The organism is Stutzerimonas stutzeri (genome assembly GCF_051028275.1).
GTDB classification, from domain to species: Bacteria; Pseudomonadota; Gammaproteobacteria; order Pseudomonadales; family Pseudomonadaceae; genus Stutzerimonas; species Stutzerimonas stutzeri_AS.
In genome coordinates this window covers 4,255,889-4,281,975 of record NZ_CP069269.1, presented here as the reverse complement: position 1 = coordinate 4,281,975, position 26,087 = coordinate 4,255,889, and the positions used below count along the sequence as shown (strand labels likewise).

At 59.7% G+C, this 26,087-nt stretch carries 25 protein-coding genes; 11 read left to right on the top strand and 14 right to left on the bottom strand.

The window, feature by feature from the left end; genetic code table 11:
• The first annotated feature begins 2 nt into the window (after positions 1–2).
• The 3 genes from recF (at position 3) to ahpF (ending at position 5,293) form a co-directional block, all read left to right on the top strand.
• The gene (gene recF / locus JQR87_RS19940) at positions 3–1,115 is read left to right on the top strand and encodes a DNA replication/repair protein RecF (protein WP_407293921.1); all 1,113 of its coding nucleotides are present in this window, start codon (positions 3–5) and stop codon (positions 1,113–1,115) included.
• On the top strand, positions 1,112–3,526 hold the full coding sequence (gene gyrB, locus JQR87_RS19935) for a DNA topoisomerase (ATP-hydrolyzing) subunit B (protein WP_407293922.1): 2,415 nt from the start codon (positions 1,112–1,114) through the stop codon (positions 3,524–3,526). The genes recF and gyrB overlap by 4 nt, the downstream gene beginning before the upstream one ends.
• A 201-nt stretch (positions 3,527–3,727) precedes the next feature.
• Positions 3,728–5,293, top strand: coding sequence for an alkyl hydroperoxide reductase subunit F (gene ahpF / locus JQR87_RS19930; protein ID WP_407293924.1), 1,566 nt, complete (start codon positions 3,728–3,730; stop codon positions 5,291–5,293).
• A 66-nt stretch (positions 5,294–5,359) separates the two neighbouring features.
• On the opposite strand, the gene JQR87_RS19925 is transcribed toward ahpF, so the two are convergent.
• Genes JQR87_RS19925 through glyQ form a run of 4 tightly spaced genes read right to left on the bottom strand, consistent with a single transcriptional unit; the run spans position 5,360 to position 9,639 of the window.
• Entirely contained in the window at positions 5,360–6,097 is a 738-nt protein-coding gene (locus JQR87_RS19925; RefSeq protein ID WP_407293926.1) for a lysophospholipid acyltransferase family protein, read from the bottom strand.
• Positions 6,094–6,636, bottom strand: a complete 543-nt coding sequence (gene gmhB, locus JQR87_RS19920) for a D-glycero-beta-D-manno-heptose 1,7-bisphosphate 7-phosphatase (protein ID WP_407297878.1) — start codon at positions 6,634–6,636, stop codon at positions 6,094–6,096. Before gmhB ends, JQR87_RS19925 begins: the two co-directional genes overlap by 4 nt.
• Before the next feature lie 4 nt (positions 6,637–6,640).
• A complete protein-coding gene (glyS, locus tag JQR87_RS19915) occupies positions 6,641–8,695 on the bottom strand; it encodes a glycine--tRNA ligase subunit beta (RefSeq protein WP_407293928.1) in 2,055 nt (684 codons plus the stop codon).
• Positions 8,692–9,639: a glycine--tRNA ligase subunit alpha gene (glyQ, locus tag JQR87_RS19910; protein WP_407293930.1), complete on the bottom strand. Its 948-nt coding sequence runs from the start codon at positions 9,637–9,639 to the stop codon at positions 8,692–8,694. Before glyQ ends, glyS begins: the two co-directional genes overlap by 4 nt.
• A 138-nt stretch (positions 9,640–9,777) precedes the next feature.
• Between glyQ and JQR87_RS19905 the strand changes: the two genes are divergently transcribed.
• From JQR87_RS19905 to JQR87_RS19895, 3 genes are all read left to right on the top strand, one after another.
• Positions 9,778–10,353, top strand: coding sequence for a DNA-3-methyladenine glycosylase I (locus JQR87_RS19905; protein WP_407293931.1), 576 nt, complete (start codon positions 9,778–9,780; stop codon positions 10,351–10,353).
• Positions 10,354–10,420: 67 nt separating this feature from the next.
• Positions 10,421–11,308 carry a lysophospholipid acyltransferase gene (locus JQR87_RS19900; protein ID WP_407293932.1) on the top strand — a complete coding sequence of 296 codons (888 nt, stop codon included), beginning with the start codon at positions 10,421–10,423 and terminating at the stop codon, positions 11,306–11,308.
• Positions 11,309–11,334: 26 nt separating this feature from the next.
• Positions 11,335–11,607, top strand: coding sequence for a PilZ domain-containing protein (locus JQR87_RS19895; protein WP_407293935.1), 273 nt, complete (start codon positions 11,335–11,337; stop codon positions 11,605–11,607).
• Between the two features lie 14 nt (positions 11,608–11,621).
• On the opposite strand, the gene JQR87_RS19890 is transcribed toward JQR87_RS19895, so the two are convergent.
• The 5 genes from JQR87_RS19890 to ehuB form a co-directional block, all read right to left on the bottom strand.
• Positions 11,622–11,939, bottom strand: coding sequence for a tetratricopeptide repeat protein (locus tag JQR87_RS19890; protein WP_407293937.1), 318 nt, complete (start codon positions 11,937–11,939; stop codon positions 11,622–11,624).
• Between the two features lie 63 nt (positions 11,940–12,002).
• On the bottom strand, positions 12,003–12,833 hold the full coding sequence (ehuA, locus tag JQR87_RS19885; protein WP_407293939.1) for an ectoine/hydroxyectoine ABC transporter ATP-binding protein EhuA: 831 nt from the start codon (positions 12,831–12,833) through the stop codon (positions 12,003–12,005).
• Entirely contained in the window at positions 12,830–13,489 is a 660-nt protein-coding gene (gene ehuD / locus JQR87_RS19880; protein WP_046163264.1) for an ectoine/hydroxyectoine ABC transporter permease subunit EhuD, read from the bottom strand. The genes ehuA and ehuD overlap by 4 nt, the downstream gene beginning before the upstream one ends.
• Complete coding sequence (gene ehuC / locus JQR87_RS19875; protein ID WP_407293942.1) at positions 13,486–14,145, bottom strand: ectoine/hydroxyectoine ABC transporter permease subunit EhuC; 660 nt, start codon at positions 14,143–14,145, stop codon at positions 13,486–13,488. The genes ehuD and ehuC overlap by 4 nt, the downstream gene beginning before the upstream one ends.
• A gap of 241 nt (positions 14,146–14,386) precedes the next feature.
• Positions 14,387–15,241: an ectoine/hydroxyectoine ABC transporter substrate-binding protein EhuB gene (gene ehuB, locus JQR87_RS19870; RefSeq protein ID WP_407293944.1), complete on the bottom strand. Its 855-nt coding sequence runs from the start codon at positions 15,239–15,241 to the stop codon at positions 14,387–14,389.
• A 244-nt stretch (positions 15,242–15,485) separates the two neighbouring features.
• On the opposite strand from ehuB, the gene JQR87_RS19865 reads away from it, so the two are divergent.
• Positions 15,486–16,895, top strand: coding sequence for a PLP-dependent aminotransferase family protein (locus JQR87_RS19865; protein WP_407293946.1), 1,410 nt, complete (start codon positions 15,486–15,488; stop codon positions 16,893–16,895).
• A gap of 196 nt (positions 16,896–17,091) precedes the next feature.
• Positions 17,092–17,745: a 7-cyano-7-deazaguanine/7-aminomethyl-7-deazaguanine transporter gene (locus JQR87_RS19860; RefSeq protein WP_407293948.1), complete on the top strand. Its 654-nt coding sequence runs from the start codon at positions 17,092–17,094 to the stop codon at positions 17,743–17,745.
• A 63-nt stretch (positions 17,746–17,808) separates the two neighbouring features.
• On the opposite strand, the gene trkA is transcribed toward JQR87_RS19860, so the two are convergent.
• The 4 genes from trkA to def all read right to left on the bottom strand — a co-directional run bounded on the left by trkA (position 17,809) and on the right by def (position 22,073).
• The gene (trkA, locus tag JQR87_RS19855) at positions 17,809–19,182 is read right to left on the bottom strand and encodes a Trk system potassium transporter TrkA (RefSeq protein ID WP_407293949.1); all 1,374 of its coding nucleotides are present in this window, start codon (positions 19,180–19,182) and stop codon (positions 17,809–17,811) included.
• Between the two features lie 72 nt (positions 19,183–19,254).
• A complete protein-coding gene (rsmB, locus tag JQR87_RS19850; protein ID WP_407293952.1) occupies positions 19,255–20,577 on the bottom strand; it encodes a 16S rRNA (cytosine(967)-C(5))-methyltransferase RsmB in 1,323 nt (440 codons plus the stop codon).
• Between the two features lie 5 nt (positions 20,578–20,582).
• Positions 20,583–21,524, bottom strand: coding sequence for a methionyl-tRNA formyltransferase (gene fmt, locus JQR87_RS19845; protein ID WP_407293955.1), 942 nt, complete (start codon positions 21,522–21,524; stop codon positions 20,583–20,585).
• A gap of 42 nt (positions 21,525–21,566) precedes the next feature.
• On the bottom strand, positions 21,567–22,073 hold the full coding sequence (def, locus tag JQR87_RS19840; protein ID WP_407293957.1) for a peptide deformylase: 507 nt from the start codon (positions 22,071–22,073) through the stop codon (positions 21,567–21,569).
• A gap of 148 nt (positions 22,074–22,221) precedes the next feature.
• Here def and JQR87_RS19835 point away from each other — a divergent pair, with 148 nt between their 5' ends.
• The 3 genes from JQR87_RS19835 to JQR87_RS19825 all read left to right on the top strand — a co-directional run bounded on the left by JQR87_RS19835 (position 22,222) and on the right by JQR87_RS19825 (position 25,047).
• Entirely contained in the window at positions 22,222–23,247 is a 1,026-nt protein-coding gene (locus JQR87_RS19835) for a LysM peptidoglycan-binding domain-containing protein (protein WP_407293959.1), read from the top strand.
• Positions 23,248–23,334: 87 nt separating this feature from the next.
• The gene (gene dprA / locus JQR87_RS19830; protein ID WP_407293961.1) at positions 23,335–24,426 is read left to right on the top strand and encodes a DNA-processing protein DprA; all 1,092 of its coding nucleotides are present in this window, start codon (positions 23,335–23,337) and stop codon (positions 24,424–24,426) included.
• A 63-nt stretch (positions 24,427–24,489) separates the two neighbouring features.
• Positions 24,490–25,047, top strand: coding sequence for an L-threonylcarbamoyladenylate synthase (locus JQR87_RS19825; protein WP_407293964.1), 558 nt, complete (start codon positions 24,490–24,492; stop codon positions 25,045–25,047).
• A 34-nt stretch (positions 25,048–25,081) separates the two neighbouring features.
• Here the strand turns inward: JQR87_RS19825 and JQR87_RS19820 are convergent, their stop codons facing one another.
• Positions 25,082–26,059, bottom strand: a complete 978-nt coding sequence (locus JQR87_RS19820; RefSeq protein ID WP_407293966.1) for a quinone oxidoreductase family protein — start codon at positions 26,057–26,059, stop codon at positions 25,082–25,084.
• Positions 26,060–26,087 lie beyond the last annotated feature (28 nt).

Below are 26,087 nucleotides of genomic sequence, written 5' to 3'. Positions count from 1 at the left end.
GAATGTCTCTTAGCCGTATCGCTGTCACCGGCATCCGCAATCTGCAGCCGGTGACATTAAATCCTTCCCCTCGTATCAATATCCTCTACGGCGACAACGGGAGCGGCAAGACCAGCCTCCTGGAGGCTATCCATCTTCTCGGAATGGCGCGTTCATTTCGCAGCACTCGACTTAATCCCGTCATAAGCCACGAGCAACTCAGCTGTACGGTCTTCGGTCAGGTTGAATTGGGAAATGGCCAGGCCAGCGCGCTTGGTATATCCAGAGACCGCAGCGGTGAGGTTCGCATACGCATCAACGGGCAAACCGTCAGAAGTGCCGCTGAATTGGCAGAGGCGCTTCCGTTGCAGTTGATTAACCCTGATAGCTTTCGCTTGCTCGAGGGGGCCCCCAAGTTGAGGCGTCAGTTTCTCGATTGGGGTGTGTTTCACGTGGAACCCCGCTTTCTGCCTGCCTGGCAGCGCCTCCAGCAGGCACTGAGGCAACGAAACTCATGGTTGCGACATGGTACACTGGATGCTGCTTCTCAGGCCGCCTGGAGCCGTGAGCTCGTTGGCGCAAGCGACGAAATCGACGGCTACAGACGGGCTTATATACAAGCGCTCAGGCCATTGTTCGAGGCAACCTTAGCTTCACTTTTGGACCTCCCAGACTTCCAGTTGAGTTACTACCGCGGCTGGGACAAGGAAAAGTCTCTGGCTGAGGTGCTCAGTGCTTCAGTCGAGCGCGACAGGATGATGGGGCATACCCAGGCGGGACCGCAGCGGGCAGACCTTCGTCTGAAAATTGCCAGCCATAATGCGGCGGAAACGCTGTCCCGTGGTCAGCAGAAGCTCGTTGTATGTGCGTTGCGGATTGCACAGGGCCATCTGGTCAGTGAAGCAAAACGAGGCCAGTGCATTTACCTGGTCGACGACCTACCGTCCGAGTTGGACGATCAGCACCGGCTTGCGTTGTGCCGATTGCTGGAACAACTGAATTGCCAGGTATTCATCACCTGTGTCGATTCGAACGTATTGCGAGACGGCTGGTGTCACGATACGCCAGTCTCAATGTTTCACGTGGAACATGGCGCTATAACCCATGACCACGGCCCCTCGGGAGTGAAGGCATGAGCGAGAACCACACGTACGATTCTTCGAGCATTAAGGTATTGAAAGGGCTTGATGCCGTACGTAAGCGCCCCGGTATGTATATTGGTGATACGGATGACGGTACCGGCCTACACCATATGGTGTTCGAAGTGGTCGATAACTCGATCGACGAAGCGCTTGCCGGTCACTGCAGCGATATCTCCATTACCATCCATGTAGATGAGTCAATCAGTGTCCGTGATAACGGCCGAGGCATCCCGGTCGATATTCACGAGGAAGGCGTTTCCGCCGCAGAGGTCATCATGACCGTGCTGCATGCGGGCGGTAAGTTTGACGATAACTCCTATAAAGTTTCCGGCGGCCTCCATGGCGTTGGCGTGTCGGTAGTCAACGCTCTCTCGGAAGAGCTGATCCTCACGATTCGTCGAGAAGGCAAAGTCTGGGAACAGACCTACCGCCACGGCGTGCCTCAAGCGCCGTTAACCGCCGTGGGCGAAACCGAGGATTCTGGCACTGAAATTCATTTCAAGCCTTCGGCAGAGACTTTTCAGAACATCCATTTCGTTTGGGACATCCTGGCCAAACGGCTGCGCGAACTGTCCTTCCTGAACTCTGGCGTCGGTATATCGCTGCGTGACGAACGGAGCGCTAAGGAAGAGCTGTTCAAGTATGAGGGTGGCCTTAGCGCGTTCGTCACCTATCTCAACACCAACAAAACACCGGTCAACGAAGTGTTTCACTTTAATGTGCAGCGCGATGATGGTGTTGGCGTTGAGGTTGCGCTTCAGTGGAACGATAGCTTTAACGAAAACCTGCTCTGTTTTACCAATAATATCCCTCAGCGCGACGGTGGGACCCACCTGGCGGGCTTTCGCTCGGCGCTGACCCGAAATCTGAACAACTACATCGAGCAAGAGGGGCTGGCCAAAAAGCATAAGGTATCGACCACTGGTGATGATGCACGGGAAGGTTTGACCGCGATCATCTCCGTCAAGGTACCTGATCCTAAGTTCAGTTCGCAGACGAAGGATAAGCTCGTATCTTCCGAGGTGAAGACAGCCGTCGAACAGGAAATGGGTAAGTACTTCGCCGATTTCCTGCTTGAACATCCCAATGAAGCCAAGGCCGTCGTGGGCAAGATGATCGACGCAGCACGAGCGCGCGAAGCAGCACGTAAAGCGCGCGAAATGACGCGCCGCAAGGGGGCGCTGGATATCGCCGGGCTTCCGGGCAAACTTGCCGACTGCCAGGAAAAGGACCCTGCGCTGTCTGAACTGTACATCGTGGAGGGTGACTCCGCGGGCGGATCTGCCAAGCAGGGCCGCAACCGCAGGACCCAGGCGATTCTGCCGCTCAAAGGCAAGATTCTGAACGTCGAGAAAGCTCGTTTCGACAAGATGATCTCGTCACAGGAAGTCGGCACCCTCATCACTGCGCTTGGCTGTGGTATAGGTCGTGAAGAGTACAACATCGACAAGTTGCGCTATCACAACATCATTATCATGACCGATGCTGATGTGGACGGTTCGCACATCCGTACGCTGCTGCTGACGTTCTTCTTCCGTCAATTGCCTGAGCTGATTGAGCGGGGCTACGTCTATATCGCTCAGCCACCTCTTTACAAGGTAAAGCGTGGCAAGCAGGAGCAGTACATCAAGGATGACGAGGCCATGGACGAGTATCTCACCCAGTCCGCGCTCGAAGATGCCAGCCTGCATGTCAACGAACACGCGCCGGGCTTGTCAGGTGAAGCGCTGGAGCGTTTGGTTAATGACTACCGCACCGTGATGAAGACGTTGCAGCGCTTGTCACGCCTGTATCCAAATGAGCTGACCGAGCATTTCATCTATTTGCCGAGAGTGACTGTCGAGCAGCTAGGTGATCAGGCTGCGATGCAGGCCTGGCTGGAACCCTATGCGGCGTTATTGAAGGGTGTAGAGCGTTCCGGACTGGCTTATAAAGTGAGCCTACGTGAGGATAAGGAGCGTAATCTCTGGCTACCGGAGGTCGAAATCGTCTCTCATGGATTGGCCAGTTACGTTACATTCAACCGTGATTTCTTCGGCAGCAACGACTACAAGACAGTGACCGGTTTGGGCGACAAGTTGAACAGCCTTCTTGAGGAAGGCGCTTACGTTCAGCGTGGCGAGCGCAAAAAGTCTGTTTCCACGTTCAAGCAAGCGCTCGATTGGCTGATGACCGAAGGTACGCGTCGCCATAGCGTCCAGCGATACAAGGGACTGGGTGAAATGAACCCCGACCAGCTATGGGAGACCACCATGGACCCCGCGGTGCGTCGGATGCTCAGGGTTAGCATCGACGATGCGATCGCTGCGGACCAGATCTTCAATACTCTCATGGGGGATGCTGTTGAGCCTCGTAGGGACTTTATCGAATCCAACGCGCTTGCGGTTTCCAACCTCGACTTCTGAGGTATACCCCCAATCGCTGTAAACGAAACCCGGCCTAGGCCGGGTTTTTTGTTCCACGTGGAACCTCTGTACTGCAGCAATAGGCTTAATAAATCGCCACACTTTGCTTAATCAATTTTAAGAAGATCAACACGCTGCGTAAGATTTCCTCATTGAATTTGAATACCCTCAAGTACGTGAGGGAATGACTGGAGATTCGTAATGCTTGATAGCAACCTCAAAACGCAACTGAAGGCCTATCTGGAAAAGGTCACCCAGCCGTTCGAGATCGTCGCGTCCCTCGATGATGGCGCCAAGTCCCAGGAAATGCTCAGCCTGCTGGAAGAAATCACCAGCCTGAGCGACAAGATCACCCTGCGCACCGACGGCAATGACGCCCGCAAACCTTCGTTTGCGCTCAATCGCATCGGTGGCGACATCAGCCTGCGTTTCGCCGGCATCCCGATGGGTCACGAATTCACTTCGCTGGTACTGGCGCTGCTGCAGGTAGGGGGCCATCCGTCCAAGACCGCGCCTGAAGTCATCGAACAGATCAAAGGCCTTGAAGGCGAGTACAATTTTGAAACCTACTTCTCGCTGTCCTGCCAGAACTGCCCGGACGTAGTCCAGGCGCTCAACCTGATGGCCGTGCTCAACCCGAACATCCGCCACGTCGCCATTGATGGTGCGCTGTTCCAGGAAGAAGTTACGGTACGCCAGGTCATGTCGGTGCCGAGCATCTACCTCAACGGTGAGTTGTTTGGCCAGGGGCGCATGGGCGAAGAAGAGATCCTTGCCAAGCTCGACACCGGCGCTTCGGCGCGCGATGCGGAAAAGCTCAGCGCGAAGGATGCTTTCGACGTGCTCGTGGTCGGAGGTGGCCCAGCCGGTGCTGCGGCGGCCATCTACGCGGCGCGCAAGGGCATTCGTACCGGTGTCGCAGCCGAGCGCTTCGGCGGTCAGGTGCTGGACACCATGGCCATCGAGAACTTCATCTCGGTCAACGAGACCGAAGGCCCGAAACTGGCTCGTGCGCTGGAGAACCATGTGCGCGAGTATGACGTCGACATCATGAACCTGCAGCGTGCTGCCCAGCTGATCCCCGCTTCAAGCGACGGTGGCCTGCATGAAATCAAGCTGGAGAATGGCGGCTCCCTGAAAGCCAAGACATTGATTCTCGCGACCGGTGCTCGCTGGCGTGAGATGAACGTCCCGGGCGAGCAGGAATACCGTGGACGTGGCGTGGCCTACTGTCCGCACTGCGATGGCCCCCTGTTCAAGGGCAAGCGCGTGGCGGTGATCGGCGGCGGCAATTCGGGCGTGGAAGCAGCGATCGATCTGGCGGGCATCGTTGCTCAGGTCACCCTGATCGAGTTCGACAGCCAGCTGCGTGCGGATGCGGTGTTGCAAAAGAAGCTGCACAGCCTGTCCAATGTCACCGTGATCACCAGTGCGCTGACCAGTGAAGTCATTGGCGACGGTCAGAAGGTCACCGGCCTGACCTACAAGGATCGCAACTCCAGTGAGTTTCATGAGCTGGAACTCGAAGGCATCTTCGTGCAGATCGGCCTGCTGCCCAACTCCGACTGGTTGAAGGGAACTGTTGAGCTGACCTCGCGCGGCGAGATTATCGTCGACGCGCGTGGCGAGACGTCGCTACCGGGTATCTTTGCCGCTGGTGACGTCACCACAGTGCCCTACAAGCAGATCGTCATCGCTGTGGGCGAGGGCGCCAAAGCCTCGCTGAGTGCCTTCGATCACCTCATTCGAAGCTCTGTCGCAGACTGAGCGTCGACGCAAAAATAAAGGGGAGCAGACCTGGGTCTGCTCCCCTTTTTTTACGCTCGTTTCGGGTCAGACGTGTCGTTCGAGGTCCGACACGGTCGAATTGATCCAATCTTCGGCGCGCTGATTGAGTTCCGCTGCTGCACGAGGGCCTTCGCTTTCGGCGTGCATGGCCGGCCCTATCACGACCTTGATAACACCAGGCCGCTTGCCCCAACCGGACTTTGGCCAGAACGAGCCCGCATTGTGCGCAACCGGCAAGACCGGGAGCTTGGCGTTGACGGCCAAGGCGGCACCGCTTCGCGAGAATTTGCCAACCTGCCCGACTGGAACGCGAGTACCTTCCGGAAAAATCAGCACCCAGGCGCCCTGCTCTAGCCGCTCCATTCCCTGTTTAGCAACTTGGCGTAATGCTTCTTTGGGATTCTCACGATCAATCGCAATCGGCTTGAGGAGCCGGATGGCCCATCCGAAGAAGGGTACGTTGAGCAATTCCCGCTTGAGTACCTGACTTAACGGCTCGAAATAAGCCGAAAGGAAAAAGGTCTCCCAGGTGCTCTGGTGTTTGGAAAGAATGACGCAAGGTTTTGCTGGGATGTTTTCCGCGCCGCTCACTTCATAGCGCAAGCCAACAATGTTCTTGGCTAACCATATGGCACTGCGGCACCAGGTTTGAACCACGAACCGGTAGCGAGTGCGAAACGACATGAACGGCGCACATACCAGACTGATCAGACACCAGGCGAAGGCCGTGAACGACAGCAGCAGATAGAACAGCACGATGCGTATCGGCAGCAGAAAACTCATCGTGCAGCTCCCAACAGATGATCAACAACGGCCGCCAGGTTATCGAACACCTGGGTGCCGGTGGGCAGCGCACCTTTCAAGGTTTTCATACCCTTGCCGGTGCGAACCAGGTAAGGAACGCCGCCCAGACGCATTCCGGCGACCAGATCGCGTTCGCTGTCGCCCACCACCGGGACGCCCTCCAGGTCATCAAGATGGAAGTGTTGCGCTATTTGCTGGAACAAGCCGGGCAGTGGCTTTCGACAGTTGCAGCGATCGTCTGGCCCATGCGGGCAATGCACGATCAGGTCGACTCGACCACCCTCTTCCATCGCCAGCTGCTGCATCTTGAAATGCATGTCGCCAAGGGTAGCGGCGTCAAACAGCCCGCGCGCCAGGCCGGACTGGTTGGTCGCAACCGCCACCGTCCAGCCTGCCTTGCACAGCCGCGCAATCGCCTCGATTGAACCCGGGATCGGAACCCATTCATTCAGGTTCTTCACGTAGGCGTCGGAGTCCTCATTGATCACACCGTCGCGATCCAGCACGATCAGCTTCACCGGCTTAGCCAAGTGCGGAAATATCGGCAACGCCAAGGAACAGTCCTCTCAACCGGGCAAGCAAGGCATAGCGGTTGGCGCGTACCGAAGCGTCTTCGGCGTTGACCAGTACCGCTTCGAAGAAGGCATCCACTGGACCGCGCAGATGCGCCAGACGCTCGAGCGCCTCGCGGTACTGGCGATCGGATGCCAAAGGCAGCACGGCTTGTTCAGCCTGCTGCAGCGCAGAGTAAAGCGAGAACTCAGTGGCATTGTCGAAATAACGGGGCTCGACGGTTTCCGGCAGCTTGGCCTCGAACTTACTCAACAGATTCGAGACGCGCTTGTTCGCAGCCGCCAACGCTTCAGCTTCCGGCAGATTGCGGAACGCCTGTACGGCTTGCACGCGCTGATCGAAGTCCAACGCTGAACCCGGCTGTACGGCGCGAACCGATAGATAGGAGGCCACCTCGACGCCTTCGTCCTCGTAGCGTGCGCGCAAGCGATCAAAGATGAAGTCGAGTACCTGATCGGCCAGGCCCTCAGCCTTGACCTGGCTGCCAAACTGGCCAACAGAGAACTGAATGGCCGCGACCAGATCCAGATCCAAGCGCTTCTCGATCAGGATGCGCAGGATGCCCAAGGCTGCGCGGCGAAGCGCATAAGGATCCTTGCTACCGGTGGGAAGCATGCCGATGCCGAAGATTCCCACAAGGGTGTCGAGCTTGTCGGCTACTGCGAGAATGGCACCAGTCTGGGTGCCTGGCAGATCGGCACCAGCGCCACGGGGCATGTATTGCTCGTTCAATGCCAACGCGACGTCGGTGGGCTCGCCATCATTGACGGCATAGTAATAACCAGCGATGCCCTGCATTTCCGGAAACTCGCCAACCATCTCGGTCGCCAGGTCGCATTTGCTCAACAGGCCGGCACGTGCTGCCCACTGCGCATTGCCCTCGGTACGTTCCGCGATGAATGCTGCCAGCCTTGAGACGCGCACCGCCTTATCGTAGACGGTGCCTAGTTGTGCCTGGAAGACAACGTTTTTCAGGCGGTCATTGAAGCTTTCGAGCTTTTGCTTCTTGTCCTGTTTAAAGAAGAATTCGGCATCGGTAAGTCGGGGACGAACAACCTTCTCATTCCCTGCGATGATCTGAGCCGGATCCTTGGATTCAATGTTAGCGACTGTAATGAAGCGCGGAAGCAGCTTGCCGTTGGCGTCCAGCAGGCAGAAATACTTCTGGTTGTCCTGCATGGTGGTGATCAAGGCTTCCTGGGGCACTTCCAGGAAGCGTTCCTCAAACGAGCACACCAGCGGTACAGGCCATTCGACCAGAGCGGTCACTTCGTCCAGCAGCGCTGGCGGCACGATCGCGCTGCCGTTTTGCTCGCTGGCCAACTGCTCGACACGCTTGGAGATCAGCTCGCGACGTTCTGCAAAATCGGCAATGACATGAGCGCGGCGCAGGTCGTCCAGATAGCTCGTCGGCTTGGAAATGCGTACCGGGCTCGGACTGTGGAAACGATGGCCGCGCGATTCACGACCGGCGCGTTGAGTAAGAATGGTGCAGTCAACGACCTGATCACCCAATAGCATGACGAGCCACTGGGTGGGCCGGACGAATTCTTCCTTGCGATCGGCCCAGCGCATGCGTTTGGGAATGGGCAGCTCGTTGAGCGATGTCTCGACGATAGCAGGCAACAACTCAGTAGTCGCCTTGCCGGGTATCGAGCGGCTGTACCTGAGCTTCGGGCCGCTGCGGTCGATCTGCGCAATATCCACGCCGCATTTGCGAGCAAAGCCGAGGGCAGCCTGGGTCGGTTCGCCTTCAGCGTCGAAGGCCGCCTGCAGAGGTGGCCCGTCAAGGTTGATGCTGCGGTCGGGCTGTTCGGTCTCGAGCTGTTCGATCAGCACGGCGAGGCGTCGGGGCGCTGCAAATGCCTGTACCCGCCCATGCTTGAGGCCGGCGTCCTTCAGGCCTTTCTCGATGCCCGTGCGAAGCGCGTCGGAGAGCTTTCCCAAGGCCTTAGGGGGTAGCTCTTCGGTGCCGAGCTCGACCAGAAAATCCAGTGCACTCATTCTGCAGCCTCCAGCTTGGCCAGTACTTCGTCACGCAGGTCCGGGGTGGCCATGGGGAAGCCAAGTTTGGCGCGTGCCTGCAAATAGCTGTGCGCAACCGAGCGAGCCAGTGCCCGCACGCGCAGGATGTACTGCTGACGCGCTGTTACCGAGATAGCCCGGCGCGCATCCAGCAGGTTGAAGGTATGCGAAGCCTTCAGCACCATCTCATAGGTGGGCAAGGGCAGCTCCAGTTCGATCAACCGGTTGGCTTCCGATTCGTAGAAGTCGAAGAGTTCGAACAGCTTGTCGACGTTGGCGTGTTCGAAGTTGTAGGTGGACTGCTCCACCTCGTTCTGATGGAACACATCGCCGTAGGTAACGGTGCCGAACGGGCCGTCCGTCCAGATCAGGTCGTAAACCGAATCCACACCCTGCAGGTACATGGCAAGACGCTCGAGACCGTAGGTGATCTCACCGGTAACGGGATAACACTCGATGCCGCCAACCTGTTGGAAATAGGTGAACTGGGTGACTTCCATACCGTTGAGCCAGACCTCCCAGCCGAGTCCCCAGGCACCGAGTGTCGGCGACTCCCAGTTGTCCTCGACGAACCGTACATCGTGTACCGAGGTGTCGACGCCGATGTGACGCAGGGATCCCAGATACAGATCCTGGATGTTGTCCGGGTTGGGCTTGAGCACAACCTGAAACTGGTAATAGTGCTGGAGACGGTTTGGGTTCTCGCCATAACGGCCATCGGCAGGACGACGCGAAGGCTGCACATAAGCTGCGTTCCAGGTTTCAGGACCGACAGCGCGCAAGAATGTAGCGGTGTGGAAAGTGCCGGCGCCCATTTCCATATCGTAGGGTTGCAGAACGACGCAACCCTGCTCTGCCCAGTAGCTTTGCAGGGCAAGGATCAAGTCTTGGAAGGTGCGCACGGCAGGCGTAGGCTGGGTCAAAATATCACCTGTGCTGGCTTCGACAGAAAGCTTCGGAGTATACCTGATAACGGCTCGAACCCGTGGTGACGCTTGCTTTACGATAACGCGCCGGTGCGCTGCCGATCTGTTCTTCGCCCCGTTCAAGGACCTGAAAACATGCCCCGTTGCGCCTGGTGCAATGACGACCCGTTATATACCGACTACCACGATAACGAATGGGGTGTGCCCACGCGGGACCCTCAGATTCTGTTCGAATTTCTCATCCTCGAAGGCGCACAGGCGGGTCTGTCCTGGATCACCGTGTTGCGCAAGCGCGAACGTTACCGTCAGGTGCTGTTCGACTTCGACCCGAAGCGTCTTGCACGCATGACGGACGCCGAGATCGACGAGCGCATGCTTGACGCTGGGATCATCCGCAATCGACGTAAACTCGAAGCGGCGCGGCGCAATGCCCAGCTCTGGGTTGAGCTGGAAGATCCGGTCGGCTGGTTGTGGTCCTTCGTGGGTGGCGAGCCGAAGATCAACCATTTCGAGTCGTTCAGTCAGGTACCGACGGTGACCGCAGAAGCCGAGGCGATGAGCCGTGCGCTGAAGAAAGCCGGCTTCAGCTTTGTCGGCCCGACCATCTGTTACGCCTATATGCAGGCGTGCGGCATGGTCATGGACCATACCACTGACTGCGATCGTTATGCCTCGCTGGCGGCGGTCTCGGCTCAAGCCGGTCGGCCATGACTGCTCCAGGAGTAGCCAAGCGCGCGAAGCAGTTACACTAGCGTCTTTGATTTTTCGGGAGAGATGCTTGGACAAGCTCAAAGGTGCGCTGGTGGTTGGCTTTCTGCGCCTGTTCGCCCTACTCCCCTGGCGCGCGGTTCAGGGGTCGGGGCGCTTCATTGGCTGGCTGATGTGGAAGCTGCCTAACCGTTCCCGGGAGGTCGCCCGGATCAATCTTTCCAAATGCTTTCCGGAACTCGATGCTGCCGAACGGGAGCGTCTGCTCGGGCAAAGCCTGAAACAGATCGGCATGGCATTCACCGAGAGTGCCTGCGCCTGGATTTGGCCAGCGGACAAGACGCTGCGGCTGGTCAAGGAAGTCGAGGGGCTGGACGTGCTGGAGCACGCATTGGCTTCAGGCAAGGGCGTCGTGGGCATTACCAGCCATATAGGTAACTGGGAAGCACTCAATCATTTCTATTGCGCCCAATGCAAACCAATCATTTTCTATCGACCTCCCAAGCTCAAGGCCGTCGACGATCTCCTGCAACGCCAGCGGGTTCAGTTGGGCAACAAGGTGGCGCCCTCGACCCGAGAAGGCATCATCAGCGTCATCAAGGAGGTTCGTAAAGGCGGCGCGGTGGGCATTCCCGCTGATCCGGAGCCCAGCGAAGGCGCTGGCGTTTTCGTACCGTTTCTCGGCACCCAAGCGCTGACAAGCAAGTTCGTGCCGGGCATGCTCACGGGGGGCAAAGCGGTAGGCGTATTTCTTCACGCGTTGCGCTTGGAGGACGGTTCGGGCTACAAGGTGATCCTCGAGGCGGCGCCACCAGCCATGTACGATGAGAATGTCGAGGTTGCGGTGGCTGCCATGAGCAGCGTCATCGAGCGTTACGTTCGTACCTGGCCCAGCCAGTACATGTGGACCATGAAGCGCTTCAAGAAGCGGCCAGCCGGCGAGAAACGCTGGTATTAACGACTACCCAGCACAAAGGGAATTCGATGGGAAACCCGAATCAGCGACAGCATCCACGCGCACCGATGAAGTGCCGAATCCGCATCACGCACGAGTCATTTGGTGAAGTGTTCGCGCATACCCGCGATCTTTCGGATGGTGGCGTATACGTCAAGCATCCAACGCTGACCGAGCTACAGCCGGGCATGACCGTCAGTGGGCAGGTTCAGGATCTCCCGATTCCTGCACCGGTGCTGCAGATGGAAGTGATGCGTGTCGATGCCGAAGGTGTTGGCCTGCGTTTCGTCCAGCAAGACTGAAAACCCGGCTGGCGCTAGGCGCCGGCCTGTTTGTTCAGTTTGCGTAAAAAGACATCCATTTCCCTCTCGGCCTGTTTGTCGCCGTGTGCACGAGCGGCGAGCAGGCCCTGTTCCCAGGCGTGCCGCGCACCGTCGAGATCCCCGCAGGTCTGCCGTGCTTTGCCGAGCAGCTTCCAGGCGGCAGAGTATTTCGGATCCTGTTCAACGCAGCGCTGCAGATGATCCGCAGCCCTTGGCGCCTCACCTGCATCCAGGAAGCCCTTGCCAAGCCCGAAGCGAAGCATGGGGTTGTCCATGCCTTGAGCAAGCATCTTCTGCAGTGATTCGAGCATCGCTTCCCCCGTTAGCACTTCGTTGAGCGGAGACTGGAGCAGTGACCTGCTTCCCTCTTCAGCCTAGCTCGCCTGGGTAACCGCGCTGAGGAATTCCTTCGTGCGCGTTTCCTGAGGGTTGCCGAACAGTTCGTCTGGCGTGCCTTGTTCGTGGATCCGACCCTCGTTGAAAAAGCATACCCGGTCGGCGAATTCCCGGGCGAATCCCATCTGATGGGTCACCATCAGCATGGTCAAACTGTGCGCATCGCCCAATCGACGAATGACATTGAGTACCTCACCACACAACTCAGGGTCCAATGCAGAGGTCACCTCGTCGAACAGCATGACCTTGGGCCGCATCGCCAGCGCACGGGCAATGGCAACCCGCTGCTGCTGGCCGCCAGACAGTTGCGAGGGGTAATGGTCGAGTTTGTCCTCAAGTCCGACCATAGCCAGCAGTTCTTCGGCTCGCTCGCGGGCTTCCTTTTTCGAAAGCCCAAGCACTTGAACAGGCGCTTCCATGACGTTCTGTCGGGTGCTCATGTGCGGGAACAGATTGAAACTCTGGAATACCATGCCGACTTTGCCGCGGACGCGACGCAGATGCCGTGCATTGGCACGAACCAGATTGCCGTTGGCATCAGGCATATGGGTCAGCGGTTCGTCACCGACAATGATGACGCCTTCGTCAATGTCTTCAAGCGTCATCAAAGCCCGGAGCAGCGTGGATTTACCCGATCCGCTGGGGCCGATGATGGCCACTTTCTCGCCGGTTCGGACATCCAGGTCAAGATGGTTAAGTACGGTCAGATCGCCGAAGTGTTTGCTCACATCTCGAAACTGGACCATCAGCTCCGGCTCATTGGCGCTGGCTGAGTTCTGTGTATCGCCGGCAGGCATCGATGCGTTCATCGGGCAAGCTCCATACGGTTTTCCAGTCGGCGTACGAACCAGGCGAGGCCGAGGCTGAGAATGAGGAAGAACAGGCCGACCATGGTGATCGGCTCCAGATAGCGGAAGTGTTCCGAGCCGATGTTCTTGGCCCGCTGCATGATCTCCACCACGGTGATGGCGGAAAGCACGGGCGTGTCCTTGAGCATCGAGATCATGTAGTTACCCAACGCTGGCAGGATCGGTCGCAATGCCTGCGGCAGGATCACCTTGCGATAGGCGTTGAGCGGCTTCATGTTCAGTGCCGTCACGGCTTCCCACTGAGCGCGCGGCACCGCATCAAGCCCGGCGCGGTAGACCTCGGCGGTATAACAGGCGTAGTGCAGCGCGATGCCGATGATCCCCGCCTGCAGTGCGGACAGGTTGAAACCATAGTTGGGCAGCACGAAGAACAGGAAATACACCTGGATCAGCAGCGGCGTGCTGCGGATGAACTCGATCAAGCCGGTCATGGGCCATGACAACCAGCGATGTCGGCTCCGGCGCCCTACCGCCAAGAACAGGCCCAGCACAATAGCGATGGAAAATCCGGCGATGGTGATGCCGATGGTTTTCAGCGAGGCATCAAGCAGTCTAGGCAGGATCTCCCAAGCGAACTCCCAATCGAAGAAGTTCATGACATGCCTCCCCGCATCCGGCCGCGCGCCAAACGTCGTTCGAGGCTGCGCATGGAGAAATTGATGATCTGCGCGAGCACGAAGTACATCACCAGCGCCAGACCGAAGATCTCCAGTGTCATCAGTGTGGCCTGGTCGAGCTGACGTGCCCGGAACGCCAGGTCGGACAGCGTGATCAGTGACACCAGCGAGGTGTTTTTCAGCAGTTCGATCAGCAGGTTGGTGCCTGGCGGGATCGCAGCCAGCAATGCCTGCGGCAGGATGACCCGGCGCAAGCGTTGCCCGGCGGTCATGTTCAGCGCCTGGCACGCCTCGTACTGCCCTTCGTGCACCGAGCGTATGGCGCCGCGCAGCACCTCGGCCCCGTAGGCGCCAATGTTCAGACCGAGGCCGATCACTGCGACGTTAAACGCGCTCATGGCGATATTGAAAGGCGGCATCGGCAGAACAAAGTAAAGCCAGAATAACTGCACCAGCAACGAGCTGCCGCGGAACACCTCGATGTATACGATTGCCAACCAGCGCAGCGGCGCAATTGGCGAAAGCCGGCCCAGCGCGCCGACTAGCGCAGCGACGATTGCCAGCAGGGAGCCCCAGAAGGTGATCTGCACAGTCACCCAGGCCCCTTGCAGCATCAGAGGAAGTAATTCGTTCATTGTGGATTTCCAATTGGCGATACGGCCTCAGTGCTGCCGTTGCGGGGTAATTGGTAGGCTTTGCTACGAGGAAACGCATACGTCGAAAGGTCGCGTTTCGCAGCGGGCAACAGGACGGAGCTAGCCGAGAGTGGCCGCATCGCATTGGTGCGACGGGGCTGGAAAGTGATGGCGAATCTGGCGTAAGGCTATTCACTGAAGGTTCGGCGCGGTGTTGAATCAACCGCGCCGGATCCGTTCGTCAGGCTTTGCAGAGCTCTTCGGCGGTCTTGTCGGTGATATTCGAGCGATCGAATCCGAACGGTTCAATGGTCTTGAGGTGCTCTTCGCTACCGAGCCATTTCTTCAACTCAGCATTGACTGCGTCACGAAGCGCTTTGTCCTGTGGACGGAACGCCAACGCGCCGTAACCGGTATTGGCGGGGTCGTCCTTGAAATCATCGGTGGCCTCGACCTGGTCACCGGCCTTCTCGGCCAAGCCACGCATGGTCAGCTGGGTGCCTACTGCCGCATCGGCGCGGCCGGTACGCACGGCCTGCAGCTGCGAGGTGGTGTCAGGCACCTGAACGATCTGCGAGTCCTTGATACCGGCCTTGCGTGCGTAATTGAGATTGACCGTACCGGACATGATGGCCAGCTTGATCGACTCATCCTTGGCGATGTCTTCGTAACTCTGCAGCTGCTTCGGATTGCCCGCCTTCACCAGCAGGGTGTCCTGCAGCTGATAGTGCGGATCGGTAAACAACACCTGCTTGCAGCGCTCGGGCGTGATGTACATGCCGGCGGCGATCAGATCGAAACGGCTGGCGCGAAGGCCCGGAATCAGCGAGCCCCATTCCGTAAGCACTGGTTTGATGGTGTCGATGCCCATCTGCTGGAAGATCTTTTCAACGATCTCCGGGGATTCGCCGGTTACGCTGCCGTCAGTGTCGGTATAGGCGAAGGGGGTTTCGTTGGCATAGCCAATACGGACGCTGCTCTCAGCCTTGATGTCATCGAGCGTATCGGCCTGGGCCAGGCCGCTCAGGGAGAAACTGGTAACGATTGCGGAGGCCAGCAAAAGCTTACCGAAACGGAAAGGTCGTGCGCGATTCATCGTGAATTCTCCTGTGCTTTTTATCGTTCGCGGACCGGAGCCTGCAGTTTTAGGGCAGCTTCAAGAGCATCAGGACAGGGCATTCCCTGCCTCAACGCGGTTGACCCCTTTGTCTGCCAGAGGCGTGCCGCGTTTTTCGCTGTCCGAGCATAGCAAAAGCGGTTTTCCTCGCAGGATTGCACTAGGACAATTGCAGAACATTGCACTTCAGCTGATCCTGTCAGCTCGACAGGGGTTAGACGTCATGTTCGATTGGAAACAGGCCTTGCTCGCCGCTCACGGCGGCGGATCGAAATACAAACTGTTGGTAACCGCCATTGCCAGCGACATCGAGCGGGGTGCGCTGCAGGATGGCCAGCGCCTGCCGACGCAGCGGTTACTGGCCGAGCAGCTGGGCATTAGCGTGCAGACGGTGACCAACGCCTATAAAGAGCTGGAGCGTCAGGGCTGGGTGCGTTGTGAGGTTGGACGGGGCAGCTTTATCAGCCGGCGCATCAGCGAGCGAGTCGCTACCTCCATGCTTGATCGCGGCGAACATTCGCTGCTCGACTTCTCCACGGTCCGCATCGTCCGCAGCGAAGTCCACGACCGATACTGGCGGCAGACCTGCCAGGAGTTGGCAGCCGAACATGAGCAGCCGTGGGTACATGCCTGCCGGCCGATTGCCGGATTCGAACATCACCGGGAGGCCGGCGCGCAATGGCTCTCCGAGCTGGGACTCAGCGTAGCGCCGCGTGATCTGCTGCTGACCAACGGCGCTTCTCAAGCGGTCTTCCTTGCGCTCGCCTCCCTGGCCAGGCCTGACGACCTCGTGCTCTGTGAAAGCTGCACGGATCACGGCGTGATCGGTACTGCTCAGGTACTCGGCTTCAAACTTCAAGGCGTGGAAGCTGATGGCGACGGACTCGACCCGGAGCATTTCGAAGACATCTGCGCCAACGAACGGGTCACCGCTCTGGTTTGCACGCCGAACCTGAACAATCCGACAAGCAGCCTGATGCCGGGCGTGCGCCGGCGGGAAATCGCCGAAATCGCCCGCCGCTATGGTGTGTATGTCATCGAAGACGATGTATACGGCCCATTGTTGGGCGAAACCCGAGCGGCCCCGCCAATCAGCCATTACCTGCCGGAGCTGTCTTTCTACTGCACCAGCCTGACCAAATCCGTGCTGACGGGTTTGCGCCTCGGCTATCTGGCGATGCCCCGACGGTTGGCGTTGCGTACCGAAAGCATCTTCAGGGTGAACAGCTGGATGGCTGCGCCCCTGCTTGGCGAGATCGCTACGCGCTGGATCGAGCGCGGTCGGGCCAGAGAACTGGTGAGCTTGCAGCGGGACCTGATCGCCGCCCGGCAGGCTGCGGTGACCGCCGAGCTGGGTGATTATCTGCGTGGCAGCCACCCCGCCTCGCTCAGTGCCTGGCTGAGTGTGCCCGAACACTGGGACCTCGATGCCCTGCAGCACGAGTTGCGCGCGCGCGGGATCGCGTTGACGCTGCCTGATCCCTTCCTTCCGCCGGGCAGACAGAGGCCTAGGGCGATGCGTCTGTGCATTGGCGCTGAATGCAGCGATCAGCGCTTGCGGACGGGCCTCGCAAGCATACGAGACGTCTTCGAGCAGTACCCGGAAATCCATGAGTTCCGCGGTGCGCGTTAGCCTGCCGGAGGGCGGTTGCAACGAGCAGTGAAAGCCAAAAGCTTTGGCGAACTGGGCTCGGCAACAAGTGAACGCCTCCGGCGTTCCGACCGGCGCGCTATCTTCCGGCCTGAAATGCCACTAGAATGCGCGCCGCTCGGGCCATGTCGGCACGGCAATGGGTTCCCTCACCCCATCACTCCAAAAAGGAAATGCCATGTTGCAGCTCCCTTCATCGGTCCGCCGAGCCACCTTGGCCGGTCTGATTGCGTTTCACATTCTGATCATCATCGCCAGCAATTACCTGGTGCAGCTGCCGATCACCCTGTTCGGCTGGCATACCACCTGGGGCGCGTTCAGTTTCCCGTTTATTTTTCTCGCCACTGACCTCACTGTACGTTTGCTCGGCAAGGGGCCGGCGCGTCGGGTCATCGCTCAGGTCATGATTCCGGCGCTGGCCGCCTCCTACGTGGTCTCGGTGCTGTTTCACCAGGGCGTGTTCGCTGGGCTCGGGGCGCTGGGCGAGTTCAACCTGTTCGTGTTCCGTATAGCGGTGGCCAGCTTTCTCGCCTATGCGTTCGGCCAGATCCTCGACATTCAGGTATTTGATCGCCTGCGCCGCTTGCGCCAGTGGTGGATCGCGCCGACGGCCTCCACGATTTTCGGCAACCTGCTGGATACTTTTCTGTTCTTCTCCATCGCCTTTTGGCACAGCGATGACCCGTTCATGGCGGCGAATTGGGTGGAGATTGCCAGCGTCGATTACGCCATCAAGCTGATCATCAGCCTGGTGCTGTTCGTCCCGCTCTACGGCATGCTGCTGAATGCGATTGTGCGTCTGCTGCCCGGCCAGCGAGCGGCGACGGCATAGGGCATTTTGACTCCCTACCGCTCGGCCTTCAGGCAAGCCGAGCGCACAGCGCACGGCGGACGTTCAGAAGAAGGTGAGCCCCGCCTGGAATAGGCGTTCCACATCGCGAATATGCTTCTTGTCGACAAGGAACAGGATCACGTGATCGCCTGATTCGATGACCGTATTGTCATGGGCAATCAGTACCTCTTCGTCACGTATAACCGCGCCGATTGTGGTGCCAGGCGGCAATGCGATCTTGCCAATGGCCCGGCCAACCACCTTGCTCGAACGAGAGTCACCGTGGGCGATCACTTCGATCGCCTCGGCTGCACCACGGCGCAAGGAATGGGCGCTGACGATGTCGCCGCGGCGCACGTGCGTCAGCAAGGTACCGATGGTGGCCAGCTGCGGGCTGATGGCGATGTCGATTTCACCGCCCTGAACCAGATCGACATAGGCCGGGTTGTTGATGATGCACATCACCTTGCGAGCGCCGAGACGCTTGGCTAGCAGCGACGACATGATGTTGGCTTCGTCGTCGTTGGTCAGCGCCAGGAAGACATCGGCATCGTTGATGTTCTCCTCCACCAGCAGGTCGCGATCCGAAGCACTACCTTGAAGGATGATGGTGCTGTCCAACGTATCGGAGAGGTAGCGACAGCGCGCCGGGTTCATCTCGATGATCTTGACCTGGTAGCGGCTTTCGATGGCTTCAGCGAGGCGCTCGCCGATGTGGCCACCGCCAGCGATGACGATGCGCTTATAGGTGTCATCCAGCCGGCGCATCTCGCTCATCACTGCGCGGATGTGTCCACGCGCCGCGATGAAAAACACCTCGTCGTCCGCTTCGATAACCGTATCGCCCTGCGGCAGGATCGCCTGATTGCGTCGGAAGATCGCCGCTACACGGGTGTCGACATTGGGCATGTGCTTACGAATCTGACGCAGCTCCTGGCCCACCAGTGGCCCACCGTAGTACGCCCGCACCGCCACCAGTTGTGCCTTGCCACCGGCAAAGTCGATGACCTGCAGCGAGCCGGGATGCTCGATCAGGCGCTTGATGTAATTGGTCACGACCTGTTCAGGGCTGATCAGTACATCGACCGGAATTGCCTCGTTACTGAACAGGCCGGAGCGGGTGAGATACACCGACTCCCGCACTCGGGCAATCTTCGTTGGCGTATGGAACAGGGTGTAGGCGACCTGACAGGCGACCATGTTGGTTTCGTCGCTGTTGGTGACGGCGACCAGCATGTCCGCGTCATCCGCACCCGCCTGGCGCAGCACCGTCGGGAATGAACCGCGACCCACCACGGTACGGATATCCAGCCGATCACCAAGATCGCGCAGGCGGTCGGCGTCGGTGTCGACCACCGTGATGTCGTTGGCTTCGCTGGCGAGGTTTTCGGCAAGCGTACCGCCTACCTGCCCTGCGCCGAGAATGATGATCTTCACGCGATCGCTCCTGAAAGGCGGCTCGTAACCGCCACAGCATGAGGCAGCCGAGACATTGGCGTCTGGCTCACCTTAGGATGGTCGGCCATTGGGTTGGGCCGCGATTTTTATCAATTTGGCGTAGTAAAAGCCGTCGTGACCATTGTCCTGCGGTAATAACTGGCGTCCATGTGTCTGTTCGACGCCGAAACCCGTGGGTAGATCCAGTTCGCGCGCGCCTGGCGTCCGCGCTAAAAAGGCTTCGATTACCTCGCGGTTCTCGGTAGGCAGAACCGAACAGGTGGCATACAGCAGAACCCCGCCCACAGCCAGGGTCGTCCATAGCGCATCGAGCATTTCACCCTGCAGCGTCGCCAACGGCGCGATGTCGTCGGCCTGTCGCGCGAGCTTGATGTCGGGGTGCCGTCGGATGACGCCGGTTGCCGAGCATGGCGCGTCAAGAAGGATCCGCTGGAAAGGCTGACCGTCCCACCAGCCGTCGGTCGCGCGTGCGTCGGCAGCGATGAGCTTGGCGTCGAGCTGCAAACGCTCGAGATTTTCCTGCACGCGCTGCAAACGTTTCGGCTCGAGATCCAGCGCAATGACCTCAGCCAGTGCGGGTTCACGCTCGAGGATGTGGCAGGTTTTTCCGCCTGGGGCACAGCATGCATCCAGAACGCGCTGACCCGGTGCAAGATCAAGCAGCCCGGCGGCCAGCTGAGCGGCTTCATCCTGCACACTGACGCGCCCCTCTGCAAAGCCCGGCAGCTGGGTCACATCGCCAGCCACAGCGAGCCGAATGCCGTCTTCGCTATGGCTGCATGGGAACGCATCGATACCGGCTTGCTGCAGTTCCGCAAGATAGGTGTCCCGCTCGGCCTGACGATGGTTGACCCGCAGTATCATCGGGGGATGCAGGTTGTTTGCGGTGCAGATGGTTTCCCAGTGCTCGGGCCAGTGAGCCTTTAACGATTTCTGCAGCCAGCGCGGGTGGGCAAAGCGAATCACCGGGTCACGTTCCAGCTCGGCGAACAAGGCTTCGCCATCACGCTGGGCGTTGCGCAGCACCGCGTTGAGCAGGCCTTTCGCCCAGGGCTTTTTCAGCTTCTCGACGCAACCAACGGTCTCGCCGATGGCCGCATGCGGCGGGATTCGGGTGTAGAACAGCTGGTACAAGCCGACCAGCAGCAAGGCTTCGACATCGCGGTCCGCTGCCTTGAACGGCTTCTGCAGCAGGCGTTCGGCAAGACCTGACAGACGAGGCTGCCAGCGAGCGGTACCGAATGCTAGATCCTGGGTCAGGCCGCGGTCGCGCGCATCGACTTTACCCAATACATCCGGCAGGCTGCTGTTCAGCGAGGCTTTGCCCGACAGCACCGCGGCCAAGGCCCGGGCTGCGGCCAGACGTGGGTTCATCGACATTATTCGAACACCTTGCCGACGGCGAACTGTTCACGGCGGCTATTGAACACGTCGCTGACGGCCAGCGCCTTGCCGCCAGGAAGCTGCAGGCGAGAGAGTATCAGCGACCCTTCACCACAGGCTACTTTCAGGCCGTCCTTGCTTGCTTCGATGATCTGCCCAGGCGCGCCCTGCCCTGTGGATGCGTGCGCAGCGTGGATTTTCACCGGAGCGCCATCGAGACTGCTGTGGCAAATCGGCCAGGGGTGGAACGCACGGACCAGCCGCTCAAGCGCTACTGCAGGCCGCTGCCAGTCGAGGCGCGCTTCATCCTTGTTCAGCTTGTGCGCGTAAGTAGCCAGGGTGTCGTCCTGGACCTCGCCTTTTAGCGTGCCGGCTTCCAGCGCCGCTACCGCTTCTATCACGGCGCGCGAGCCAAGGTCGGCCAGGCGGTCATGGAGCGTGCCGCCCGTGTCCTCCGGCGTGATCGGCGTGCTGACCTTGAGCAGCATCGGCCCGGTATCCAGCCCTGCTTCCATCTGCATGACGGTCACGCCGGATTCGGCATCCCCCGCTTCGATGGCACGCTGGATGGGCGCGGCGCCACGCCAGCGAGGCAGCAGGGAGGCATGGCTGTTGATACAGCCCAGACGAGGCATGTCCAGCACGGCCTGCGGCAGAATCAAGCCATAGGCGACCACCACCATCAGGTCCGCCTGCAAGCGGGCCAGTTCTTCCTGAGCAGCCGGGTCGCGGAGGGTCTGTGGCTGATATACCGGAATATCATGCTGCAGGGCCAGCTGCTTGACTGGGCTGGGCATCAGTTTCTGGCCACGGCCTGCGGGACGATCCGGCTGCGTATACACCGCCACGATCTGACGCTTGGCGTCGAGCAGGGCTTGTAGATGCTGAGCGGCGAATTCCGGCGTGCCGGCGAAAACGATGCGCATAGAAAGACTCATCAATAAAAAAGGCTTGCTGCTGCAAGCCTTTGGGATAGGAGATCAAGCCTGCTGACGGTGAAGCTTTTCCAGCTTCTTCTTGATCCGGTCGCGCTTGAGAGTGGACAGATAATCGACGAACAGCTTGCCGTTGAGGTGATCGCATTCGTGCTGGATGCATACGGCGAGCAACCCTTCGGCAACCAGCTCGTACGGTTGGCCGTCTCGGTCCAGCGCCTTGATCTTCACCTTCTGAGGTCTGTCGACGTTCTCGTAGAAGCCGGGGACTGACAGACATCCTTCCTGGTACTGGTCCATCTCGTCGGTGAGGAACTCGAACTCGGGGTTGATGAAAACCCGCGGTTCGGACTTGTCCTCGGACAGGTCCATCACCACCACCCGCTTGTGCACGTTGACCTGCGTTGCGGCCAGGCCGATGCCCGGTGCGTCATACATGGTCTCGAACATGTCGTCGATGAGCTGACGAATGGTGTCGTCAACCACGTCCACCGGTTTGGCGATGGTGCGCAGGCGTGGATCAGGAAATTCTAGGATGTTCAGGATTGCCATATGCGTTTGTGATGCACTTATGGAATAAAGTCAAAAGCCGCTGCTAAGATGCCGAGCAGCTTGTAAACGGCTTAACGCCGCTTTCCACAAGGGTTTATGCGGCGCTAGGGCGCTTTACGTGAAGGCACATCATAAAGGGATTCACCACATGAGGAAATCACTACTCGCCCTGCTGTTGGTGGCGGTTGGCGGTATCGCAGACGCCGCAGTGCAGCTCAAGGATGGCCATCCTGAGCGGTACACCGTAGTGAAAGGCGACACACTCTGGGACATTTCCGGGCGGTTCCTGAGCGAGCCCTGGAAGTGGCCAGAGCTCTGGCACGCCAATCCTCAGATTGAAAACCCGCATCTAATCTATCCCGGCGACAGCCTAAGTCTGGTCTACATTGACGGCCAGCCGCGTCTGATGCTCAACCGTGGCGCATCGCGCGGGACCATCAAGCTGTCCCCCACCGTTCGTACCACACCGATTGCCGAAGCCATTTCTACCATTCCGCTCGAAGCGATCAACAGCTTCCTGCTGAATAACCGCATCGTCGACAGCGCTGAAGAATTCCAGGCTGCGCCGTACATCGTCGCAGGCAATGCCGAACGCGTGATCAGCGGCTCGGGCGACCGCATCTATGGACGCGGCGAATTCAAGGATGGCATCAGCGTCTACGGCATCTTCCGTCAGGGCAAGACCTACAAGGACCCGGAGACGGGTGAAGTACTCGGTATCAACGCCGATGACGTGGGCACTGCTGAAATCGTCGACACCGAAGGCGACATCGCAACCATGTTGCTCACACGAGTCACTCAGGAAGCGCGCATTGGAGACCGCCTGTTCCCCAGCGAAGAGCGTGCGGTGAACTCCACCTTCATGCCGAGCGAGCCGGAAGGCGACATCAATGGTGTCATCCTGGACGTGCCTCGTGGCGTTACCCAGATTGGACAGCTCGACGTCGTGACGCTGAACAAGGGCGAACGGGACGGCCTGAAAGTCGGTAATGTTCTGGCGGTCTACAAAACTGGTGAAACCGTTCGCGACCGGGTCACCGGCGAAAACGTGAAAATCCCGGACGAGCGTGCGGGCCTGCTGATGGTGTTCCGGACCTATGACAAGCTCAGCTACGGCCTGGTCCTGCAGGCGACTCGCTCCCTGTCGGTGATGGACAAGGTGCGCAACCCCTGATGCTCCCAAGCCCCGCCACTGCGGGGCTTGTCATTTCTGCTGGACAGCACCGCACGGACGCGGTGCGACGAGACAAGGACTGTTCTCATGCCCTCGATTTCCCCTGCCGAACTTGAAGCTCGCCTGCGCCTGCACCTGTTGCCGGAACTGGGCCCGCGTCGCCTGCATAAGTTATTCAGTGCCTTTCCCGATGCGTCGTCAGCGCTCAGTGCGCCTGCGTCTGCATGGCGCTCGCTGGGATTGCCGGCCAGTTGCGCCGAAGCCAGGCGCAGCCCGTCGATACGTGAGCGCGCCGCAGCCAGCCTCAACTGGCTGGAGGCACCGCAGCATCACCTGTTGATGTGGGATGACCCTGCTTATCCTGGGCTGCTGGAGGAACTGCCAGACGCTCCGCCGCTGCTGTTCATAGCGGGTGATCCGAGCGTGTTGGCCCAACCGCAGCTGGCGATGGTTGGTAGCCGTCGCGCCTCTCGGCCTGGGCTGGATAACGCTACCGCCTTTGCTCGCAACCTGGCACGCGGTGGTTTCGTGATCACCAGTGGATTGGCGCTGGGCATCGACGGTGCGGCTCATCAGGGTGCGCTGGATGTGGGCGGCAAGACCGTCGCTGTGCTGGGGACCGGGCTCGAGCAGCTGTATCCACGTCGTCATTCGGGGTTGGCCGCACGAATCGTCGAAGGTGGCGGTGCGGTGGTATCCGAACTGCCACTCGATTGCCCACCGCAAGCGGCCAACTTTCCCCGCCGCAATCGCATCATCAGCGGTTTGTCGCTGGGTGTGCTGGTGGTCGAGGCAAGCCCTTCGAGCGGTTCGCTGATCACGGCTCGGCTGGCTGCCGAACAGGGGCGGGAGGTCTATGCGATTCCAGGTTCGATCCACCATCCCGGCGCCCGTGGCTGCCATCAACTGATCCGCCAGGGTGCGGCACTGGTGGAGAGTGTCGAGGACGTCCTGCAAGCCCTGCGCGGCTGGCAGCAAGCGCCAGCCACACCTGAAACGCAACGATCCGAGCCAACGCACCCACTGGTCGCCCAGCTGCATGCCGCGCCCATGAGCAGCGAGGCGCTGGCCAGCGCCGTCAGCCAGCCCCTTGCGCAGGTCCTCGCAGCGCTCACCGAACTGGAAGTGGAGGGCCTGGTCGCTTGTGAGAACGGCCGCTGGATCGCCTGTGCCGGTTAAGGGCAGCTGTACTGCCATCATCGCTTGGGTACACTTCGCCGATCGGTCTCAGTGGAGGTGGCAATGGTCGGCAATTGGCGTGTGCAGCAGGCGGCGCGGGTGGTAAGACGTGGCGGAGTGATCGCTTATCCGACCGAGGCCGTCTGGGGCTTGGGCTGCGATCCCTGGGATAGCGATGCGGTTCACCGGCTGCTGGCCCTCAAAGAGCGCCCGGTGGAAAAAGGACTGATCCTGATAGCCGATTGTGTCGAGCAGTTCGATTTTCTGCTGGAAGACCTGCCCGAGCGCTGGCTGGACCGCTTGGTTGGCAGCTGGCCGGGACCGAATACCTGGTTGGTCCCGCACCGAGATCGTCTGCCGGACTGGATCACCGGCAAACACGACAGCGTGGCGCTGCGTGTCACTGATCATCCACTTGTTGCCAGGCTCTGTGCCTTGACCGGACCGTTGGTCTCCACCTCAGCCAACCCGGCCGGTCGACCTTCGGCGCGGTCGCGTCTGCGGGTCGAACAGTATTTTCCCCGCGAACTGGACGGCGTGCTTGGCGGCAGCCTGGGTGGGCGCCGCAACCCCTCGACCATCCGCGATATACGCAACGGCGAAGTCATCCGCGCATCCTGACGCCCTGGCGCCAGGGGCGGAGATTTTTGCCAGCTCAGGGCAAGAGGATGGTCGAACCGGTCGTCTTGCCCGCGGCCAACTGGCGCTGCGCCTCGGCGGCTTCGGCCAATGGGTAGCGTTGGCCGATCTCCACTTTGATCTTGTCGGTGGCGATCATTTCGAACAGCTCGGCAGCCATGTCCCGCAGGCGCTCGGCAGAGGTGGCGTAGCCGGCCAGGGTCGGGCGCGTGACGTACAGTGAGCCTTTTTGTGCGAGCACACCGAGGTTGACGCCCGTAACCGCGCCGGACGCATTGCCGAAACTGACCATCAGGCCACGTGGTGCGACACAATCGAGCGAGACGTCCCAGCTGCTCTTGCCCACCGAGTCGTAGACCACCGGACACTTCCTGCCCTCGGTCAGCTTCATTACCCGCTGGACAACGTCTTCCTGAGTACGATCGATGGTTGCCCAAGCGCCCAGTGACTGGGCGCGCTCGGCCTTTTCCGCGGAGCCGACCACGCCGATCAGTTTGGCGCCGATGGCCTTGGCCCACTGGCAGGCGATCGATCCGACACCACCCGCCGCTGCATGGAACAGTACGGTTTCGCCGGCCTTCAGCGCGTAGGTCTGGCGCAGCAGGTACTGCGTCGTCAGACCCTTGAGCATGACCGAAGCCGCTTGCTCGAAGCTCACGCTGTCGGGCAGCTTGACCAGATGCCGCGCCGGCAGGGTGTGGTATTCGCCGTAAGACCCAAGCGGACCGGTCGCATAAGCCACACGATCGCCCACCGCGAAATCGTCGACGCCCTCGCCCAGCGCCTCGACCACACCGGCGCCTTCGGTACCCAGGCCCGACGGCAGGCTCGGCGGTGCGTAGAGTCCGCTGCGGTAGTAGGTGTCGATGAAGTTCAGGCCGATGGCATGGTTGCGAACGCGAACCTCACCGGCGCCAGGCGCGGCGACCGGAACGTCGACCCGTTCGAGGACTTCGGGACCACCGTGCTGACTGAACTGGATGCGCTGCGACATATCGACTCCTGATAAATACAAAGAAGCC